22 protein-coding genes are annotated in these 16457 nt (G+C 54.3%); 12 read left to right on the forward strand and 10 right to left on the reverse strand.

Annotated elements, in window-relative coordinates; all coding sequences use genetic code 11:
* Positions 1-63: 63 nt before the first annotated feature.
* From WDB70_RS07160 to WDB70_RS07185, 6 genes are all read right to left on the reverse strand, one after another.
* Positions 64-600, reverse strand: a complete 537-nt coding sequence (locus WDB70_RS07160; RefSeq protein WP_406662865.1) for a hypothetical protein — start codon at positions 598-600, stop codon at positions 64-66.
* Positions 597-845: an acyl carrier protein gene (locus tag WDB70_RS07165; protein ID WP_406662867.1), complete on the reverse strand. Its 249-nt coding sequence runs from the start codon at positions 843-845 to the stop codon at positions 597-599. The genes WDB70_RS07160 and WDB70_RS07165 overlap by 4 nt, the downstream gene beginning before the upstream one ends.
* The gene (locus tag WDB70_RS07170; RefSeq protein ID WP_406662869.1) at positions 842-1102 is read right to left on the reverse strand and encodes a phosphopantetheine-binding protein; all 261 of its coding nucleotides are present in this window, start codon (positions 1100-1102) and stop codon (positions 842-844) included. The genes WDB70_RS07165 and WDB70_RS07170 overlap by 4 nt, the downstream gene beginning before the upstream one ends.
* A complete protein-coding gene (locus WDB70_RS07175; protein WP_406662871.1) occupies positions 1047-1871 on the reverse strand; it encodes a lysophospholipid acyltransferase family protein in 825 nt (274 codons plus the stop codon). The genes WDB70_RS07170 and WDB70_RS07175 overlap by 56 nt, the downstream gene beginning before the upstream one ends.
* Positions 1859-2575 (reverse strand): beta-ketoacyl synthase chain length factor, encoded by a 717-nt coding sequence (locus WDB70_RS07180; protein ID WP_406668036.1) that lies wholly within the window; start codon positions 2573-2575, stop codon positions 1859-1861. Before WDB70_RS07180 ends, WDB70_RS07175 begins: the two co-directional genes overlap by 13 nt.
* 192 nt (positions 2576-2767) lie before the next feature.
* Positions 2768-3343, reverse strand: coding sequence for a 4'-phosphopantetheinyl transferase family protein (locus tag WDB70_RS07185; RefSeq protein WP_406662873.1), 576 nt, complete (start codon positions 3341-3343; stop codon positions 2768-2770).
* A 68-nt stretch (positions 3344-3411) separates the two neighbouring features.
* On the opposite strand from WDB70_RS07185, the gene folM reads away from it, so the two are divergent.
* Positions 3412-4107: a dihydromonapterin reductase gene (folM, locus tag WDB70_RS07190; RefSeq protein ID WP_406662875.1), complete on the forward strand. Its 696-nt coding sequence runs from the start codon at positions 3412-3414 to the stop codon at positions 4105-4107.
* Positions 4108-4118: 11 nt separating this feature from the next.
* Complete coding sequence (gene folE, locus WDB70_RS07195) at positions 4119-4676, forward strand: GTP cyclohydrolase I FolE (protein ID WP_406662877.1); 558 nt, start codon at positions 4119-4121, stop codon at positions 4674-4676.
* 144 nt (positions 4677-4820) lie between these two features.
* Here folE and WDB70_RS07200 read toward each other — a convergent pair whose 3' ends face one another.
* On the reverse strand, positions 4821-5549 hold the full coding sequence (locus WDB70_RS07200) for an SDR family NAD(P)-dependent oxidoreductase (RefSeq protein ID WP_406662879.1): 729 nt from the start codon (positions 5547-5549) through the stop codon (positions 4821-4823).
* Positions 5550-5614: 65 nt separating this feature from the next.
* On the opposite strand from WDB70_RS07200, the gene WDB70_RS07205 reads away from it, so the two are divergent.
* The 6 genes from WDB70_RS07205 to WDB70_RS07230 all read left to right on the forward strand — a co-directional run bounded on the left by WDB70_RS07205 (position 5615) and on the right by WDB70_RS07230 (position 9729).
* Positions 5615-6157 carry a glutathione peroxidase gene (locus WDB70_RS07205; protein ID WP_406662881.1) on the forward strand — a complete coding sequence of 181 codons (543 nt, stop codon included), beginning with the start codon at positions 5615-5617 and terminating at the stop codon, positions 6155-6157.
* A 37-nt stretch (positions 6158-6194) separates the two neighbouring features.
* The gene (locus WDB70_RS07210) at positions 6195-7724 is read left to right on the forward strand and encodes a cryptochrome/photolyase family protein (RefSeq protein WP_406662883.1); all 1530 of its coding nucleotides are present in this window, start codon (positions 6195-6197) and stop codon (positions 7722-7724) included.
* 50 nt (positions 7725-7774) lie between these two features.
* On the forward strand, positions 7775-7852 hold the full coding sequence (locus WDB70_RS07215; RefSeq protein ID WP_406668038.1) for a DUF2256 domain-containing protein: 78 nt from the start codon (positions 7775-7777) through the stop codon (positions 7850-7852).
* A 52-nt stretch (positions 7853-7904) separates the two neighbouring features.
* On the forward strand, positions 7905-8525 hold the full coding sequence (locus WDB70_RS07220) for a sigma-70 family RNA polymerase sigma factor (protein ID WP_406662885.1): 621 nt from the start codon (positions 7905-7907) through the stop codon (positions 8523-8525).
* Positions 8515-9183: a ChrR family anti-sigma-E factor gene (locus WDB70_RS07225; RefSeq protein WP_406662887.1), complete on the forward strand. Its 669-nt coding sequence runs from the start codon at positions 8515-8517 to the stop codon at positions 9181-9183. The genes WDB70_RS07220 and WDB70_RS07225 overlap by 11 nt, the downstream gene beginning before the upstream one ends.
* 105 nt (positions 9184-9288) lie before the next feature.
* Entirely contained in the window at positions 9289-9729 is a 441-nt protein-coding gene (locus WDB70_RS07230) for an excinuclease ABC subunit A (RefSeq protein ID WP_406662889.1), read from the forward strand.
* Between the two features lie 38 nt (positions 9730-9767).
* On the opposite strand, the gene WDB70_RS07235 is transcribed toward WDB70_RS07230, so the two are convergent.
* The 3 genes from WDB70_RS07235 to WDB70_RS07245 all read right to left on the reverse strand — a co-directional run bounded on the left by WDB70_RS07235 (position 9768) and on the right by WDB70_RS07245 (position 12467).
* Positions 9768-10373: an FMN-dependent NADH-azoreductase gene (locus tag WDB70_RS07235; protein ID WP_406662891.1), complete on the reverse strand. Its 606-nt coding sequence runs from the start codon at positions 10371-10373 to the stop codon at positions 9768-9770.
* A gap of 127 nt (positions 10374-10500) precedes the next feature.
* A complete protein-coding gene (locus tag WDB70_RS07240; protein ID WP_406662893.1) occupies positions 10501-11685 on the reverse strand; it encodes an ABC transporter permease subunit in 1185 nt (394 codons plus the stop codon).
* Complete coding sequence (locus WDB70_RS07245; protein WP_406662895.1) at positions 11685-12467, reverse strand: ATP-binding cassette domain-containing protein; 783 nt, start codon at positions 12465-12467, stop codon at positions 11685-11687. Before WDB70_RS07245 ends, WDB70_RS07240 begins: the two co-directional genes overlap by 1 nt.
* On the opposite strand from WDB70_RS07245, the gene WDB70_RS07250 reads away from it, so the two are divergent.
* Genes WDB70_RS07250 through WDB70_RS07265 form a run of 4 tightly spaced genes read left to right on the forward strand, consistent with a single transcriptional unit; the run spans position 12460 to position 16457 of the window.
* On the forward strand, positions 12460-13374 hold the full coding sequence (locus WDB70_RS07250) for a YIP1 family protein (protein WP_406662897.1): 915 nt from the start codon (positions 12460-12462) through the stop codon (positions 13372-13374). The two genes, WDB70_RS07245 and WDB70_RS07250, sit on opposite strands and share 8 nt — an antisense overlap.
* A 3-nt stretch (positions 13375-13377) precedes the next feature.
* A complete protein-coding gene (locus WDB70_RS07255; RefSeq protein WP_406662899.1) occupies positions 13378-14523 on the forward strand; it encodes an efflux RND transporter periplasmic adaptor subunit in 1146 nt (381 codons plus the stop codon).
* Positions 14510-15223 (forward strand): ABC transporter ATP-binding protein, encoded by a 714-nt coding sequence (locus WDB70_RS07260; protein WP_406662902.1) that lies wholly within the window; start codon positions 14510-14512, stop codon positions 15221-15223. Before WDB70_RS07255 ends, WDB70_RS07260 begins: the two co-directional genes overlap by 14 nt.
* Positions 15216-16457, forward strand: a complete 1242-nt coding sequence (locus tag WDB70_RS07265) for an ABC transporter permease (protein WP_406662904.1) — start codon at positions 15216-15218, stop codon at positions 16455-16457. Before WDB70_RS07260 ends, WDB70_RS07265 begins: the two co-directional genes overlap by 8 nt.

Consider the following 16457-nt stretch of genomic DNA (forward strand, 5'->3'; position numbering starts at 1 on the left):
CGCCACTTATGACGGGGGAGGAAAAAAGCGCGGCCGAACTAACGAAACGCGATTGTAGCGCCTTTAACCAGCGCGCTTGTTGCTGCGAATAAACCATTGTCGGTAACACCATTCACCGGCAAAGAGGCAGCCAATCAGCACATAACTGACCACCCCGTTATATAAAGTCCAAAGCTGCTGTGAAGCAAACAGCGCTGTCGCCAGCGCAATAGCGCCATTGATCAGAAAGAAACCACACCAAACCCAAGTGACTTTTCGGGTATAGGCAACCCCGGATGCCGGCAAGTCAGGCTCACGCAACCGGGCCAGGCGCTCGATCATACTGGGGCCCTGGTAGAGGCTGTAGGCAAAAGACACCAATAACCCCAGGTTGATCATCACCGGGTATAGCTTTAACCCTAAGGCATCATTACTGATCGCCGACAACAGCAATGCCATCGCCGCCAAAGGCAACCAGACACGCTCAAGCTGCCGAGCATGCCGCCACCGGAACGCCAGCAAAACAAGCGCTACCAGCGCCAGATAGCCAGGCGCCAAAAAATGCAACCCTAACGCAATGGCAAGCGGGTAAAGCAGCCACAAAAAAGTGGCTGGTTTCAAGCCGCCGCTACCAAGGTCAGTACCGCATTGACAACATCATCAACGGTGCGCACCGCTTTGAATTGTTCCGGCTGGATTTTCTTACCGGTTAAATCTTGGAGCTTTACAACCAAGTCAACAGCATCAATGGAATCCAAGTCCAGGTCGGTATAGAGGTTTGCCGAAGGCTCAATGGCGTCAGCCTCGATCTCAAAGTCGTTGATCAGTATCGCTTTAAGCTCAGCGAAGATCTGTTCGTAATTCATGCGGCCTCCTGAGCGCGAATAAACGCCGCCAAACTGGCAACGCTGGCAAAATGCGATTTAGTGTCACTGGCATTAGCATCAATTTTGACGCCATATCGTTTTTGAATGGCCAACCCCAGCTCCAACGCATCAATCGAATCCAACCCCAACCCGTCGCCAAACAGCGCCGCATCAGTGTCAATATCATCCTCGCGGACGTCTTCAAGTTCCAAGCTGCTGATAATCAGCGTCTTCAATTCGGTTTCCAGATTGGTCATCTGTCTTATTTTCCTTGGTTAATACACTCGCCAGGTAGCGTGTCAGCGCTCTTGCCGGCGAGGCCGTACAGGCGTCGTTGCCAAAAAAACGTTCAGGCGCGATTGGCTCCCCTACTGAGGCTGTCAGCTGAAAGGGGCGTCTGGGCACTTGATACCAAGCGGTCTGTTTCGTCAACGTGCGGGGCGTCACGTCAAGATTAACGGGTAATAACGGGTACTGGCTTTTCAACGCCAGCTGCGCCGCACCACGGGTCAGGGGGTTCAGGGCAACGTTGGGCTCCGTTCGCGTTCCTTCCGGGAAAATGATCAGTGAGAAGCCTTCATCAAGGCTGTCTTTGGCGGCTGCAATTAATGCTTCACCCTGGTGCTGGTTACTGATGTAGCCAGTAGCCCGCACAACTCCTCGCATAAAAGGATTTTTCCAAATACTGGCTTTGACCACGCAATCGGCCTTAGGCATGTGGGCAATCAGCAGTACCACATCCAGTAACGAAGGATGATTGGCAACAACGATGCAGGGTTGGTGGTTAAGTGCGAGCTCGTCATCGACCCCGTAGCGGCAGACCCCCAGCCATTGCAAACCATTCAGGAAAAAACGAAAGCTCCGTGACACCGCCGCTCTGGCGACGATTTTACGCTGGTGTTCGCTTTTATAGCGCAGGCTGATCAAAGGAAAGATGGTCAGGCTCAAAGCAATACCACCAAGCCCAAAAGCCGTAAATGCCATGCCGGTAGCAACAATTCGCCACAGGCGATTCAGCGTTGCCATTGCCACTCCTTACCGTTGCACTGCAAAGTACCACTACTATTGCTGGCTAACAGCCCTGCCATTTGCATTGCCAGGGGTAAATACCCTGTTTGCGCTGAGCGGTTGTCAGAACGGGCAACAGTGATATCACTCCCCCGCACCAACCTGACAGCCAGGGCGTGATCGACCTGTTCACCGTCCATGTAAGAGCCATACGGCGCTGGTACGGATTGCTCTCCTGCCACCAGCAACACTTCGTCAGCCCCTTCAGCCAGTGTGGCATAGGCCTCAACCAACCCTAAAATCAAGCTGTCATCATCACCAACCACAACATTCGCCGGTGCCTGATCAGCCCGCAATATGCCAAAAAGACCCGCTGCAGCATTGTGTACTGACAGACTAAAATGCGTCGGAGATAGGGGTTCAGATTGCCCAAGAGAGGTTAGTAACTGGAAGGTGCGGTGCAACTCGCCATGGCGGCAGGCGAAGACAACAGGCAGGCTGTCATCCCCTATCACTTCTTTAGCGCAGGCTAATTGCATCCGCGTCAGTAATGACAAGCGGCGCCGCTGCGCAGCGGGAACCCAACTGACATCTGGCCCTTCGGCTGGCTCCTTGCCCGGCGCAGGTAATACTGAACCGGCCTGCTGATGCCAGTCACGCCATTGTGATGCCAACTGGAACCCTGGCGCCCATGCGGCCCACTTATTGACCGAGAACTGCATCAACACATGGCCTCCTGAGTCTTCAGGGTACTAACGGTGCCCCTGAAGCGCACTTCACTAAGGCCATTGTCACTCATTGCCAAGCTGAATACTTCCACATCCATCCATTCCCTCTTCGCGCTCCTCATTCCTTGCGAAGAAGTCGTCAAACTGCAGCCCGAAGAAAGACCAGCCATAAATTTTTACCAGTGCCTAGGGCGCAGGCGATTCTAGCAAATATTCATCTGCCATTAATACCGGGCTTTGCCATTTTGGCCGTGAATTTGTGACGCAGGCAATAGACATGAACAAGGGGTGTTGTGATGTGTAGCTGTACAGGTACTGCCCAGATGGCAGCTTCAGCTGCCCACGGTGTTGCCGGATATCCTTGCCACTGATATCAACAACTCCCGTTTTCAAGGCAGCTTCAAAAGTACACCAGCGCCCGTAGAACTGTTGTTCAGGCCAGTCAAACTGTGCCGCCATCGCAGCCAAAGGGCGGCCGGGTTTCACAACTTCCACATCGATACCCACCGGGTTAAAGGCGGCCGCAGCAGCAACCCAATCACCACTATGCGACAGGCTGATGTAAGCCTCTGCATGAACGGGGGCGCCGGCCGCATTACGCTTTAGCTCGTCGTTACTGACAGGTCTTTGCAGTAGCCGGCTCAGTACCATCACCCCCAGTATTTGGGCACCATGTCGCTGTTGCGCCCGCTTGCTCTGACCCAACGAAAGATATGAAGATAAAAAGCCGAGATGGCAGCGACTATACAAAACTGATGCCATGTGGTGATCCAAGAAGTGCAAGCAGGTAGTATGACGTCCAGTTTGACCGCTACTGTAGAGAAAGCCAAATGACGGCTCACCCCGTGCTGATCACCGGCGCTGCCCAGCGCGTCGGTCTGCATCTGGTTAACCGCCTGTTGGACGCCGGTTACCCGGTGATAATGACATACCGCACACCACGCCCGGTACTGACCGAGCTGCGTGAGCGCGGTGTCACCTGCCTGCAGGCCGACTTTGCCGATGATGAAGGCATTAAAGCGCTGGCCACGGCTCTGGCCGGGCAAAAACTCAGTGCCATTATTCATAATGCATCAAGCTGGGAGCTCGATGGCGAAATCGCCGAAGCCGGTCAGCATTTTGATGCCATGATGCAGGTACACGCCAAAACGCCTTACCTGCTCAACCGGCACCTGGCCGAGCAGATTGTTGATGGTGGCAGTATCATCCACATCACCGATTACACCGTCGAGCGTGGCAGCGATAAACACATGGCTTATGTGGCATCCAAGGCGGCACTGGCCAGCCTGACCCTGTCGTTTGCCAAACAGCTCGGCCCCCGGCTGCGGGTCAATGCCATTGCCCCGAGCCTGATCATCTTTAACGAGGATGACGATCCGGATTATAAAGCCCGCACCCTGGCGAAATCGGTCATGGGTATTGAGCCGGGCTGCGAAGAAATCTGGCTCGCTATCCATTACCTGTTAACCAGTCACTATGTTACCGGCCGCACCCTGCACGTGGACGGTGGCCGACACATCCGCTAAGAGAGTGTTTCATGAGCGAACAATTGGCTAAACATTATCACGCCATCATCAGCGGCCTGGGCGAAAACCCGGAGCGTGAGGGTCTGCAAAAAACCCCCGAGCGGGCTGCCAAAGCAATGCAATTTTTGACCAAGGGCTATCATGAGTCTTTAGAAGAGCTGGTCAATGGTGCCGTATTTAGCTCTGACAATGACGAAATGGTCGTGGTCAAGGATATCGAGCTGTATTCATTGTGTGAGCATCACCTGCTGCCCTTTGTAGGCCGCGCCCATATTGCCTACCTGCCCGATGGCAAAGTACTTGGCCTGTCCAAGTTTGCCCGCATTGTCGATATGTTTGCCCGCCGCTTGCAGATCCAGGAAAACCTGACCCGGGAAATTGCCCTGGCGGTCCAGGAGGTCACCGGTGCCAAAGGTGTCGGTGTGATCATTGAAGCCAAGCACATGTGCATGATGATGCGCGGCGTTGAAAAACAGAACAGCTCAATGCGCTCCAGCGTTATGCTTGGCCAGCTAAGGGATTGCTTTAATACAAGAAATGAGTTTTTAAGCCTGGTATTAAAAGGCTAAACAAAAACCCCGGCCTGGTGCCGGGGTTTTTGTTGCTCAGCACTGATTAAAATTAACGCAATATAAACAACGCCCCGCAGTCGTGGCTTGCCCTTCTCGGCCCAGATGTTATCCACAGCTTTGCCCCCAGCTTTTGTTGATATCCTACCAACCGATCGCCTTAGCGTCCCAGTCCCAAAAACCGCCGTGGTGCTGAGGGCCTGCCTTGGCCAGTAGGGCCAACAGCCGTTCGGCCACAAAGGTGGGCGTAAAGAGCTTCGCCGGCGGCACTCTGGCCTGAAACGGCTCGGATAGCTCAGTATCGGTAGTGCCAGGGTGGAAGGTCAGCAGATACATGGCCGGTAGCCGCCGCCCCAGTTCAATGGCCAGGGTGCGGTTGAGCTGGTTCTGGCTGGCTTTGGCGGCGCGGTAGCTGTACCAACCGCCCAGGTGATTGTCACTGATGGAGCCAACCCGTGCCGAAAAGTGGCAAATCAGCCCCTGCCCGGCCAGTTTCAGTGACGGCCACAATGCCGCAACTGTCAGGGCCGGCGCAAAAGCGTTTACCTGGTGGCTGGCCATCAGACTTTGCTCATTCAGCTCCTCCAGGCGCTTTTCCGGCTGCAATGTTGAGTTATGTAGCAGGCCAACGGTGTTTATTAGTAAATGGCACGGCCGCCCGGCCATGGTTTCAGCCAGCCGGCGGCGACCAGTATCAGTACTGATATCAGCCGCCAGTGCTTGCCCAACAGGGCTGTTGCCATGGCGGCTAACGGTTACCAGATCTTTTATCTGCGGCTGCTCTAGCAGAGCTTTGGCCACCGCCAGGCCGATGCCCCGGCTGGCACCAACCACAACGGCCGTACTTGCTGCCGGTAACGACGAAAAAACCATGACGACTCCTGATCCAAGGCTTACTGTTAACCCGTACGCAACAACTACCGTCAGGAGTTCACCTCATGCGAAAAACACTGCTTTGCCTGCTGGCCTTATCGCTCAGCACGCCAGTTATGGCCGCCAATAGCTGCCCGGACACCCTCAAGTTCGTCAAGCGCAAGCTCAATTCCGAACAAACCGTTAACCTCTGCCAGGCCTATCAGGGCAAGACCTTGCTGATCGTCAATACCGCCAGCTATTGCGGTTACACGCCGCAGTTCAAAGGTCTAGAGGCTCTTTACAGCGAGTACAAGGACAAGGGGCTGGTGATCCTCGGCTTCCCTTCTGATGATTTCAACCAGGAAGCCGATAACGAAAAAACCACCGCTGACGTTTGCTTTACCAAGTACAAAGTGCAGTTCCCAATGTTTGAAAAACTGCACGTCAAAGGCGCCGATGCCGACCCGCTGTACCGCATTCTGGCTCGAGAGGCGGATAACCAATCTCCCAAGTGGAATTTTTATAAATACCTGGTGGGCAAAGACGGCAAGGTAATAGCGCTTTTTCCCAGCAAAGTTAAACCAAGCAGTGAAGCGCTGCGTAATGCCATAGACAAAGCACTTTAACCATCCCTTTGTGGCGGGCCTGGCCCGCCTTCTTTTTATGAATAAACTGATTTTGGTGCTGGGCGATCAGCTCAGCGATGACCTGGCCAGCCTGCGCCAGTACCAGCAAGGTGATCTGGTGCTGATGGCAGAGGTCATGGACGAGGCCACCTACAGCCCACACCACAAGAAAAAGCTGGCGCTGGTATTCAGTGCCATGCGCCACTTTGCCAAGCGCCTGCAAAAAGCAGGTATAAAAGTCCGCTACCGTACGCTCGATAACACTGCCGCTTCCCTTGAAGCGGAAGTCGCATTGGCGTTACAAGCCACCGGTCTGGGTGCCGTACTACTGACTGAGCCGGGTGAGTGGCGTTTGCTGGACGTCATGACAAACTGGCAAGAACGCCTGCAGGTGCCGGTAACGATATTGGATGACGATCGTTTTTTCGTATCCCGCCAGCAATTTTCCCGTTGGGCCGAAGGCCGTAAAGCCTGGCGTATGGAACACTTCTACCGGGCCCAGCGCCGCGCCACCGGTATCCTGATGGCCGGCAATGAACCGGTTGGTGGCAAATGGAATTATGACCACGACAATCGCCAGGGTTTCAATGACACCGTACCCCCACGCCCAACGCTACCCACTTGCCCGCCCGATACCATTACCGAAGCCGTACTAGCGCTGGTCGAAAGCCGCTTTGCTGACCATATGGGCACTCTGCGACCCTTTGATTTTCCGGTGACCCGTGCCCAAGCCGAGGCCGAGCTGGCGCATTTTATTGCCTACCGCCTGCCCCACTTTGGCAACTGGCAGGACGCCATGGCCGTTGGCGAAGACTGGCTGTTCCACTCACGGTTATCACCGCTCATCAACCTCGGGCTGCTGTCACCACGGGAAGCCTGCCAGGCCGCCGAAGCTGCCTATCATGCCGGCACTGCACCGCTTAATGCAGTGGAGGGCTTTATTCGCCAGATCCTCGGTTGGCGCGAATACGTGCGGGGTGTCTACTGGACGCAAATGCCCGATTACAAAAACAAAAATGCGCTGGCCAGCCACCGGCCACTGCCAGATTTGTACTGGACCGGCAAAACCCGGATGCGCTGCATGGCTGAAGCACTACGAAACAGCCTTGATAACGGCTATGCCCACCACATTCAGCGGCTGATGATCACCGGAAACTTTGCACTGATTGCCGGCTTGTCAGTGAAAGATATCTGCAACTGGTATTTAGCGGTGTATCTGGACGCCTACGAATGGGTGGAGTTGCCCAACACCCTGGGCATGGTCATGCACGCCGATCATGGTTTGATGGCATCAAAGCCCTATGCCGCCTCCGGCAAGTACATTCAGCGCATGTCCAACTACTGCGAGCACTGCTCCTTTGATGTAAAGCAACTTACCGGCGCCAAAGCCTGCCCGTTCAATGCCTTTTACTGGCATTTTTTGCTGCGCAACCGGGCTAATTTGGAAAACAATCCGCGTATGGCCATGCCCTATCGCACGCTGGCCCGCTGGGGTGCGCCCAAGCTCGAGGCCATCGAACAACAGGCACAATCTCTGTGGCGACGACTCGACAACGGCGAGCTGTGATGCCAGAAAAGATCTGTCCGGTGTGCCAGCGGCCGTTTCGTTGACGCCGTATGTGGGCCCGTGACTGGGACAACGTCAAATACTGCTCTGAACGTTGCCGTAGGCAACCGGTGATCCATCGCCAATGAAGCTGCGTAGAGATTGAAATACCGCGGCTGCGACGTGCCCCTGGGAGGAAAAATGGCGACTTTCGCGCTCGGCAAAGCAGGATATACTGGCGCTACAACACGCCAACAGGCAGTAGCTAACGTGGATAATGATGCTTTGGCAGAAGATCTGGCCCGTATCGGCGGTTCACGCTGCAAGGCCGCTTTTGCCCGCGTTTTTAAATACTTCGCACCACGGCTCAAAGCGTTCGGTTTCAAACAGTTCAAAAACGAGCAGCAAGCACTGGAGCTGGTACAAGAAACGCTGCTGATCATCTGGAACAAAGCACACCTGTACGATCCGCAAAAAGCCGCGGTGAGTACCTGGGTGTACCGGGTGGCCCGAAATCAAAGCTACGACATGATGCGCCGCCAGGCTTCCCGCCCTGACATTCTCAGTGGCGACGACCTGTGGCCACTGGAAAACCACGAAGCCGAGCAACAACCCGCCGATGAAACCATTCTGACCGAGCAAACCCTGGCCAGTCTGGCCATTTTGCCAGAGCCGCAACGCCAGGTGATTGAACGTATCTACGTCAACGATATGACCCAACAAGAAGCGGCCGACGATTTAGGTATTCCCCTGGGCACCGTGAAATCACGGGTGCGCCTGGCGCTGGAAAGGCTCAAGGAGCATTTGCATCGTGAACACTAAGTACCACCCCAAACAAGCCTTGCTGGCCGAGCATATGAATGGCCAATTGCCTGCGGCTACCAGTGCCGCCCTGGCGGCCCACCTGGAGCAATGCAGCTATTGTCAGGCCAGAGCCAGTGAACTTGAAGAACAAGCGGCCGAACAGGCCTTTAGCGGCGTTGTTGAGGTTGACAACCAGCTGCTGTCATCACTACTGAGCCAGCTCGACAAACAGCCAGCAACAGCAACGGTTGATGGGCGCAGTGAGCACCCCAGCAGCCTGACTGTCAATGGTGAGACCTTTCAATTGCCGCGTAGCCTGCAGCCGTTGGTAGCGCAACTGGGTAGCTGGCGGCGGTTAGGTTCAAAGGTTTGGAGCGCCGATATTGACCTAGGTGAGCAGGCCGCCAAAGCCAGCTTTCTTTACATTGACCGTGACACTCGCATTCCCCGTCATACTCACGAAGGGGATGAGATCACCTTGCTCATAGGCGGCAATCTTGCCGATGAAAGCGGGGTTTATCATGAAGGTGACTTTCTTTGTAAAACACCAGAGGATGAACACCAGCCTTACACTAGCAATAACAGTTGCCTGTGTTTTACCGTACTCAGCGCACCACTGACTTTTACCGGGCCATTGGGGCGGTTAGCCAACCCACTGTTACGTTTGTTGTTTTAAAAAAAGCACAGGGTTACAACAAGTTATATGTAGAAGCAGTTCCCCTTATAAAGGACTTCTTATAGAGTATGACTGACAGATGTTAGTCAGTTCCAAGGAAGAAAAATGAACAAAAAAGCAGTGTTGTGTGGTTTGGCACTAGCAAGCTCTCTGTCTTTTCCTGCCATAGCACGGGATACCGTTGCCGACTACTCAGTCAAAGAGGCGATGTCTCACCCCAAAGCGGCACAAATACTCGGGAGCGATATTCAGTTTTACTTTGGCTCACAAAAGCACGGTTCAGTAAGTAAAAACCTTGGTGAAATTCGCACCAATCAGAAAACCAGTGCCTTTGCTAAAAGCGATAAAGAGGCCTGTCAGTGGGTTTTTCTTTCCGCGATGAAGGCATTGAAAAAACGAGCCATTGCGGATGGTGGCAATGCCGTTATCAATATTCGCTCTAACTACCGAAACAACGAGACAACCAGCAACACCACGTTCAAGTGTGGCGCTGGAGCCATTATCGCTGGCGTGGCCCTCGTTGGTGATGTTGTGGTTTTAAAATAGTAAAAAAGCCCGGCGTTGCCGGGCTTTTTTAGACGGGTTCACAATACGTCAGCCAGCTCGCGAATGCTTGCTTTGGCAGCCGCCATGGCTTGCTGTTTGGGCTCTTCACCCATATTCAAGCCCTCGGCATAGACAAAACGAACATCGGTCATGCCCATCAGCCCCAGCAACGACTTCAAATACGGGGTTTGCGCGTCCATATCAGAGCCGGCATAAACGCCACCACGGGCCGCCAGCACTAGCACCTGTTTGCCATTGACCAAACCGACAGGGCCATTTTCGGTGTACTTGAAGGTGACGCCGGCACGGGCCAGGCGGTCCAGGTAGGCCTTCATCTGGCTGGGAATACCCAGGTTGTACATGGGGACGGCCAGCACAATCAGATCATGAGCCTGTAACTCCTCAATCAACTGATCAGAACGGCTGGCTAAAGCCTGCTGCGCCGGAGTGCGTTCGGCCGGGTCGGTCATCCAGCTCTGCATTTCTGTAGCGTCCAAATGGGGAAGCGGGTTGGCCACCAGATCCCGTTCGGTAATAGCCAGCGCCGGGTTATCCGCAACGGCAGCTTTAAAAGTCTGGGCCAGTTCAGCAGAGTTACCGCTTTCGCCAAACAGCGAACTGGTAATAAGCAACACTTTTTTCATGGGGGATGCCTCGTTAATCACAACAACAGGCATTACTTTACTTAACTAAACTAGAAATAAAATCGCAGTTTTATAGAGATACTGTTCGATAAATTAGAATAAAGGCGCCTTGCGGCGCCTTTATTTTTTACCGGAACAACACCTTTTCCTGCTTGAAGGTGTAGACACAAAAACTGATCAACAATCCGGCGATGACCACGGTCGACAGCATGATCAGCCCCAGCATGTTGTAGTTGATGGTGCCCTTGAGGATTTCCTTGATGGCCAAGGCCACGTTAGTGATCGGCACCAGTGCCCACTGGGCATTGAGGTTAACACCCGGCAGCATGGCAATGATGATCGGCATAATAAGTGGCAGATTCAGCATCCCCATGTAGTTCTGCGCTTCCTTGTAACTGCGGGCATAAACCGACAGCGACAACATTGCCGCGGCAAAAATGGCGGCGATAGGGATCAACATCAATAACACCAGCAACATGTCACTGACGCCAATGGACGAGAACACTTTCACGATGGCACTGATGGCAAACTGCTGGCCGATAATAATGCCCCAGACGCCGAAGCTGATCAGTGACAGCAAGGCCGCCACCACCGCCGTGGTGAACACCACCATGAATTTACCCAACACCAGTTGAGTACGCGGTACCGGCGACAGCAGCAATGTTTCCAGGGTTCCCCGCTCCTTTTCACCGGCGCCAAGGTCGATGGCCGGCATCATGGCGCCCATCAAGCAGGTGAAAAACAGAATATAAGGTAAAAAGCCGCCAATCTTTTCGCCAATGGACTCCCGTTTGTCGGCCACAGAGACCTTTTCCAGCTTCAACGGCTGAGCCAGGGCCAGGCGCACCGGTTCGTCAATACCTGCCGAGGCGGCGTAACGCTGGCGCAGTTGTTTTTCCATCGGTGCCAACGCTTTGTTGACCCGCGTCATCACCGACTTGATTGACGAGGCGTCATTAAAATACACCTTCCACTCACTCTGGCGCAGGGTACTACCGTCAAAGTCGGCCGGAATGGCAATCACCACATCCACTTTGCCACTTTTAATGGTGCTGGCGATGTCGCTGAGGTTGGCATCTTTAACCAGTGTGAAGTTGTTCACATCGGTAAAAGCAGAAGTGACCTCTGGTATGGCGCGGGTAAAGGCTACTTTTAGCTGTTCGTTCTGCGCCTTTTTGATCTGATTGGCGGTGATCATGCCAATGCCGCCGAAAAGCAGCGGGAAGATCAGTAGCGGCATAGCGATAGTAAAAAACAGCGTTTTACGGTCACGCAGTAACTCAAGGAATTCTTTTTTATATAGGGTCCACATCAGGCCACCTCCTTGTTAGCCACCATGGCTAACAGCGCTTCACGCAGATCAGGCCCTTGCTGGGCAAACACCTCCAGCGTGTCGTCAAACACTGTCTGGCCCTGATTAATCACCGTAACCCGGTCACACAAACTGGCTACTTCATCAAGATGATGGGTGGAGAAAATCACCGGTGTGCCCTGCTCTTTTAAATGACGTACCACATGCATGACGGTTTCGGTCGCCATGATATCGAGGCCTGTTGTCGGTTCATCGAGGATCACCACCTTCGGGTTGTGCACCAGCGCTCGGGCGATGGAGGTTCGCTGCTTCATACCCGATGACATCTGCTCGGCCCGGCGGTGCAAGAAAGATTTCATGTCCAGCAGGCTAAACAGCGTATCCATGCGCGCTTGCAGAGCGTCACCGTCCAGGCCGTGCATCCGGCCGAAGTAGGCAACGTTTTCCTGTGCTGTCAGGCGGCCATAAAGGCCGGTACTGGAAGATAAAAAGCCGATGCGGGCCCGAGCCGCACCCGGGTTTTTCACCACATCAATACCGCCAACCTCAATACTGCCGCCATCGGGTGTCAATGCCGATGACAACAACCGCAAGGTTGTGGTTTTGCCGGCGCCATTAGGGCCCAAAAGCCCCAGCACTTCGCCTTCTCCACAGTGAAAATGGACATCACGAACCGAATGAAAAAAACGCCCTTTAAGGCGCGGGTCCGCTTTTTCTTCTTCACTGAGCTTTTTAGGATCCGGCACGGCAAAGCGCTTAGCCAGCCCGGTTACTTTGATCATTACCCGTTCTCCCCTACCGGACCCTCAGACGGTCCTTGTTTTAAGTGCATTCACTATCATGCCCAGTGGCTATTTTTCCCGCTGCTGCAAAGTGTTACAAGCTGTGAATGCCTCACCGGCAACCTTGACAGCACCAGTACCAAAACCGGACACTCAGGCAATAAAAAGCCGATTTAACGGGCTGATAGAGGTGGAGAGCATCATGGAAAGTAAATCTGCATTCGCAGCGGTAATTGATATTGTCGTGGCCCCCGCCAAGGCGCTACGGGGAGTCGATAGCCACAAGGGCTGGACCTGGCTGGCCTTTTTGCTCTACGTCGGTTCAGGTGTGGCCTTTTCGTTTTATTACTATATGGGTAGCGGCGAATGGGCCATGATCAAGGCACAAATTATGGCGCCAATGGCCGATAAAGGCCCGGAAGCCATAAAGCAAACTTCTGAACTGTTGACGCCAATGCGCATGGCCGTTACGGCAGCGGTCGGTTTGTTAGTTATCTCGCCGATTTTGTTTGCACTGCATGGTGCTTATCTGAATATGGTGACCAAGTCTGACGAATCCAATACCCATAATTTTGGTGACTGGTTTGCATTAGCGGTCTGGGCACGCATTCCTGAACTGCTGAACTACGTCATTTTGATCGCTCTTGCCCTGGCTTCCTCTTTGCCGGGCCCAACTGAATTGAACATTTTATCGCTCAACACTGTTCTGGGCCTGCCGATGACATCGCATTGGTCTAGCCTGACCAACACCCTGTCATTGTTCACCCTCTGGGGGATGGGGCTAACCCAGTTAGGGATCCGCAAGTGGACCAACATCCCCAGCGGCCAGGCCTGGTTTGCCGCCGCTGCCCCTTATGTGATCATTTTTGGTGGCTGGGCTGTAATCAACCTCTTTATCGGAAACTGAGTTATGCGCTCCTGGTTAATCGGCTTAGCCGTTGTTGTTGTCATGGCTCTGGTAGTCTGGGCCAAAGCTGGCCGGGGCCCCGCCGGAGTTGGGGTTGAGGTGACCAAAGTTACCGAGGCCCCCATTCGCCATTCGGTGCTGGCGTCTGGCACCCTCGAATACAAAGAGCAGGTGCAGCTTCGCTCGGAAGTACCCGGCATCGTGCAGACCGTTAATGTCGAGGAAGGCGATCACATCAAAAAAGGGCAGTTGCTGATGACCCTGGACCCACAGACCTACCAGGCCGAAGTGGATGCCCAGGCAGCGCTGGTAAACCAGAGCCGCATCGCCATTGAACGGCAGGAGTCTTACCTGGCCACCCTTAAAGAACAGGTACAGCGCAAGATTGACTTGCATGCCAAGGGGTTGCTGGACACCGACAGCTACGATCAGGCGGTCTCTGATCTGCAACTGGCCAAAATTGACCTCAGCTCGCGCAAGCAGTCGTTGAAACAGGCTCAGGCCTCACTGGATAAAGCCAAGCAGGCGCTGGCGAAAACCCGTTTTTATGCCCCCATGGATGGCGTGGTTACAGCAGTAGATGTGAAAGTGGGTGAAACCGTTATTCAGGGCACCACCAACATCATTGGTTCCAGCCTGATGACCCTGGCGGACACCTCCGCCATCCTCACCGAAGTGGAAGTGGATGAAGCCGATATCGCGGGTGTGAAAAAAGGCCAACAGGCAGATATTTATGCCGTAGCCTTTCCCGACACCGCCTTAAAAGGCCATGTTGACACCATTGCCACCACCGCCCGGCAAGCCCCTGGCCGGCAAGGGCGCAGCTTTACTGTAAAAGTGTTACTGACCGACCTTAAGGGCAAGGAAATTCGCCCCGGCATGAGCTGTCGGGCAGAAATCTTCACCCAAACCGACAAAAACGCCCTGGTGGTACCCGTAGAAGCAGTGCAGTACAGCAAAGACGACAAGCCGTACCTGCTGACGGTGGTCGACGGTAAGGCCAAACGGGTCGACGTCAAACTGGGTCTGTCTGACGATAGCAACCAGGCCATCACCAGCGGCATGAAGGTCGGCGAAGAGGTGATCAAAGGCCCGGCCCAGGTGCTACGCACCCTCACCGACGGGGCAACGGTACATGTCAAAAAGTGATGTGATCCGCCTCGAAGGCATTAAAAAAGCCTTCCACATGGGCGATCAGCAATTTTGGGCGCTGACCGGTGTCGACCTGGCTATTCGCGATAATGACTATGTGGCCATTATCGGCCCGTCCGGCTCAGGAAAATCAACCTTGCTGAATATTCTTGGCTGCCTGGACGTTCCCACCGAAGGCCACTACTGGCTAGCCGGCCAAGATGTCGCCGGCCTTGACGCCAATGCTCTGGCTGGCATTCGCAATAATAGAATTGGCTTTATTTTTCAGAGCTTTAACTTACTGCCCCGCGCCAGCTCTCTGGATAACGTGGCACAACCACTGGTTTATCAGGGGGTTGGCCTGAAAGAACGGCGCGAGCGGGCACTGACGGCGCTGGAGCGGGTTGGCCTGGCTGACCGTGCCAAACACCGCCCTAACCAGCTCTCCGGTGGCCAGCGCCAACGGGTGGCTATTGCCCGAGCACTGGTGACCCAGCCCTCTATATTACTGGCCGACGAACCTACCGGTAACCTGGATTCAAAAACCACCCGCGACATCATGACACTGTTTGACGAACTGCATCAGGACGGTCAGACCATAGTGGTGGTAACTCATGAGCAGGATATTGCTAACCATTGTGAGCGGGTAGTAAGGGTGATGGACGGTGCCATTACCACTGACAGCCTGGTGGACGGAGAGGAGAGCCGCCGTGTCTGAGCGTATTTTTGTCACCGCCGGTGAAAGCCTGCGCGCCGCGATTAACGCTATTCGTGCCCACGGCCTGCGCTCGGTACTGACCACCCTTGGCATCGTCATCGGTATCGCCTCGGTTATCGCTGTGGTAGCAGTTGTTCAGGGACTGACGGCCAGTATCGATAAGCAGTTTGCGGGTATGGGTACCAATGTACTGACGGTGCGGGCTTACACGCCCTTAAAAGATCAGATCACCGGTAACTTTGCTCGCATTACCGAAAAAGACGTGCAAAGCATCCGCGATCGCGTGCCGGGAGTGTCGTCCGTCACCGTAACAACACCGCTGCCCGGCGCCCTCAGTGCGCTGAGTTACCGGGGCCGCAAAGCCAGCAGCCTGATTGTCGGTGTCGGTTATGCCTTTGATGATCTCTACGGTGTGTACACCAGCCAGGGGCGCTTTTTCTCCCGCGCCGATGCCAAAGCCCGGCGCCGGGTGGCGGTACTGGGCAAAACCGTGGTCAAAAATCTGCAAATCAAAGGCGATCCGGTAGGACAGTACCTGCAATTGGGCCAGGAGTGGTTCAAGATCATCGGCGTACTGGAAGAACGCGGCAAATTGTTTGGCTTTGATCAGGATGACCGGGTACTGGTGCCCTACTCTACCGCCCGTTCGCTACTGGGTTTTGTGTCAACGCCTAACCTGTCAGTGGGTATGGCAGTGGATAACATGGATAAACAGCAGCAGGTGATCAGCCGCCTGAAAAAACTGCTACGCCGCAACCATGGTCTGAGCAAAGGCCAGGATGATGACTTTGAGCTACAAACGGCCAAGCAGATGCAAGAACGAGTAGGCGAAATCACCAATACCACCACATTGGTGGCTGCAGGTGTAGTAGGCGTATCGTTACTGGTAGGCGGTATCGGTATCATGAACATCATGCTGGTGTCGGTGACCGAACGCACCCGCGAAATTGGCATTTTAAAAGCCCTCGGCGCCACCCGTGGCCATATTCTCTGGCAGTTTCTGGCTGAAGCGGTGCTGTTATGCTTACTGGGTGGCATTATTGGCCTGGCGGTCGGCTATGGGTTGGCAATGCTGATAACGGCCATGATACCGAGCTTACCAGCGGCGACAGTGCCCTGGTGGGCGGTAGCACTGTCACTGGGGTTTTCAGCATCGGTCGGGGTGATTTTTGGTATCTTGCCGGCCTTTAAAGCCGCTAACCTGCACCCCATTGATGCCTTACGTTACGAGTAA

The organism is Gallaecimonas aegicerasi, assembly GCF_045291545.1.
GTDB lineage: Bacteria > Pseudomonadota > Gammaproteobacteria > Enterobacterales > Gallaecimonadaceae > Gallaecimonas.